1 protein-coding gene is annotated in these 2,485 nt (G+C 62.6%); it reads right to left on the bottom strand.

The window, feature by feature from the left end; genetic code table 11:
* Window positions 1–2,386, bottom strand: a 2,386-nt coding sequence (locus EN893_RS28940; protein ID WP_164901197.1) for an efflux RND transporter permease subunit, incomplete at its 3' end; no start/stop codon positions are given.
* Between the last annotated feature and the right edge of the window lie 99 nt (window positions 2,387–2,485).

The raw sequence follows: 2,485 nt of genomic DNA, 5'->3' as shown, positions 1-2,485 counted from the left end.
GGTTGAACTGCTCGATTGCCGCCGGCGCCGCATTGTTCGAAATCTTGACTACCGCCGAGAGCGGCACCATCTCGCCCGTCACGCTGCGCACGAAGTATTCGCCGAGCTTATCGGGGTTGTCGCGAAACTCCTGCGGCACCTGCGGGATGATGTCGTAGCTGTTGGAGTCACGGTCGAACTGCGCCACTTCGGCGCCGCCGACCAGCAAGGTCAGCGTGCGGCCGATATCGGCGATCGGCAGGTTCAACGCCGCGGCGCGATCACGGTCGATGGTCACCGTCACCTCTGGTGCGTCATAGGCCATCGAATTCTGCACGACGATGAAGCGGCCGGAGGCTTGCGCCTTGTTCTTGATCTGCTCGGCCACCTCGTACACTTCCGAGGAAGCGCCGGTCGATCGCACCACCATGGAAATGGGCAGGCCGCCACCAGAGCCGGGCAGCGTCGGCGGCGCGAAGACGAAGGCCTCGACGCCGGCCACTTTGGCGATACGGGCCGTGATGTCGGCCTGCAGTTCCTTCGAATTGCGCTTGCGTTCCGCCCAATCCTTGAAGGCATAGCCGACGAAGGCGCTGTTTGTCGTGCCGCCGAAGGCGACGGCCGAGAACTGCGCCCGTGTTTCGGGAATATCCTTCACCAGGCCGAGGATCTGGTTGACGTATGTCTCGGTGTAATCGGAGGTCGCATAACGCGGCCCTGTCACAATCGAGAGCAGAAAGCCCTGGTCCTCTTCCGGCGCCAGTTCGCTCGAGGTCTTGGTGAACATGAAGCCGGTGACGCCGACAAGCGCAAGCACGATGATCAGCGTCAATGGGCGATAATTGAGCGACCCGGTGACGGCGCGTTCATAGACATGCTCGACGCGAGCGAAGGCGCCGTCGACAATGCGCTGGAAACGGCCCGGCGTGCCGGACTTCAGGAGGCGTGCCGACATCATCGGGGTGATGGTGATGGCGATGACGCCCGACAGCACCACTGAGCCGGCGAGCGTGACTGCGAATTCACGGAACAATGCGCCGGTCAGGCCGCCGGTGAAGGCCAGCGGCGCGAACACGGCGGCCAGTGTCATGGTCATGGCAATGATGGCCGACGATATTTCGCGCATACCGCTGAACGCGGCCTGCATCGGCGACATGTGGTCTTCTTCCATATGGCGATGGATGTTCTCCACCACCACGATGGCGTCGTCGACGACCAGGCCGATCGCCAGCACCATGGCCAGCAGCGACAGCAGGTTGATCGAATAGCCCACCGCAAACAAAAGGAAACAGACGCCGATCAGCGACAACGGGATGGTGATGATCGGCATCATCACCGACCGGAAGGAGCCAAGGAACAGAAGGATGACGACGATGACGATGGCAACCGCCTCGGCGATGGTCTTGAACACCTCTTCGATCGAAGCGCTGATCTGCCCGGTCGCGTCGTAGACGACCTCGATCGTCATGCCTTTCGGCAGCGTCTCCTGAATCTGCGGCACCAGCTTGGTGAGCGCCGCCGCCGTGGTCAGCGGATTGGCTGCCGGCGTCGGGAAGATGGCGAGGAAGGTGCCGGGTTTGCCGTTGAACGAGACCCGGGTGTCGGTGTTCTCGGCGGCGAGTTCGACGCGAGCCACGTCGCGCAACCGCACCACATTGCCGTCAGTCGAGCGCAGCGGCAGCTCGGCGAATGCCTCCGGCGTCTGCAATGTCGAGCGCACGGTGATCGAGGAAACGACATACTCGTTCTGGGTGTTGCCGGGCGCCGACAGGAAGTTGGAATTGTTGATCGCCGTCAGCAGTTCGGAGGCCGTCACGCCGCGCGCGGCAAGCTTGACCGGGTCGATCCAGACGCGCATCGAGTATTCCTGGGCGCCGAAGATCTGCACGTCGGCGACGCCTTCGACCGTCGACATGCGCGGCCTGATGACGCGCTCGATATACTCGGTCAGCTGCTCCTTCGTCATGTTCGGGTTCTGCATCGAGATGTACATCATCGCGAACTGCTGGCCGGTGCCCTTGACGATGACAGGGTCCTTCGATGCGTCCGGCAAGGTGCCGCGCACGCCCTGGACCTTGGACAGGACTTCGGTCAGCGCGACGTCGGGGTTCGAGCCGAGCTTCATCTGCACGGTCACGGTGCTGGAGGACGGGCGGCTGGACGAGGTGACGTAGTCGATGTTTTCGGTCGAGGCGACGGCGCGGGCGATCGGGGCGGAAATGAAGCCCTGGATCAGATCGGCGCTGGCGCCTGGATAGGCCGTCGTGATGGTGATCGCGGTTTCGTCGACCTTCGGATACTGCCGGATCGACAGGTTGAAGATGCCCTGGAAACCCAGGAGCAGGATCATGCAGGCAAGGACCGTCGAAAGAACAGGCCGGCGAATGAAGAGATCTGAAAAGCTCATTGCTGTTCGGCCTGCTTGTTCGCCGATTTGGTCGGGTCGATGGTGTTGTCCACAACGACGGACATGCCGTTGAAGAGGCGGTTCTGGCCCGCGGCGACG

It is taken from the genome of Mesorhizobium sp. M7A.F.Ca.CA.004.04.2.1, assembly GCF_004022825.1.
In the GTDB taxonomy this organism is placed as follows: domain Bacteria; phylum Pseudomonadota; class Alphaproteobacteria; order Rhizobiales; family Rhizobiaceae; genus Mesorhizobium.
The sequence above is the reverse complement of the archived record's forward strand: the minus strand, read 5'-3'. Positions and strand labels throughout refer to the sequence as shown.